Here is a 692-nt window from a genome sequence, read left to right as displayed (position 1 = left end):
ACCAATGTTGCCACCCACGGCTGCGACGACTTCGGTGTGAACGTCAACAAGTCGCGCAGGTAATGCGTCCGGCATCGCTGCCAGGAGGCGCCCGGCAGCGTCGACCCGATCGCCGCGACCAGACCCCGGTGGGCGTCGGAGGTCACGAGCCGGACGCCGGACAGGCCGCGGGCGACCAGGCCGCGGAAGAACGCCAGCCAGCCGGCCCCGTCCTCGCTGGACACGACGTCCAGGCCGAGGATCTCCCGGTGCCCGTCGCCGTTGACCCCGACCGCGAGCAGGCAGTGGACGTTGACGACCCGGCCGTCCTCACGGACCTTCATCGTCAACGCATCGGCCTGCACGAACCGGTACGGGCCGGCGTCGAGCGGCCTCGACCGGAACGCCTCGACCTGGCCGTCGAGATGCTTCGCCAACTCCGACACCTGCGACTTCGAAATATGCGCCACCCCGAGCTGCTCCACGAGCTTGTCGACTCTTCTCGTGGAAACACCGAGCAGATACGACGTCGCGACCACCGAGATCAACGCCTGCTCCGCCCGCCGCCGGCGCGTCAGCAGCCATTCCGGGAAGTACGACCCGGACCGCAGCTTCGGAATCGCCAGATCAATCGTTCCCGCCCGGGTGTCCCACTCCCGCATCCGGTAGCCATTCCGACGATTCGTCCGATCCGGTGATATCTCCCCGTACTC

Annotated in this window: 1 protein-coding gene; it reads right to left on the bottom strand. The window is 67.8% G+C overall.

What is annotated here, in order from left to right:
- Positions 1 to 692, bottom strand: a 692-nt coding sequence (locus tag NBZ85_RS31585) for an IS256 family transposase (protein WP_261563476.1), incomplete at both ends; no start/stop codon positions are given.

This window comes from Frankia tisae (assembly GCF_025403405.1).
Taxonomy (GTDB): domain Bacteria; phylum Actinomycetota; class Actinomycetes; order Frankiales; family Frankiaceae; genus Frankia; species Frankia tisai.
This window is presented reverse-complemented; position numbering and strand designations above follow the sequence as displayed.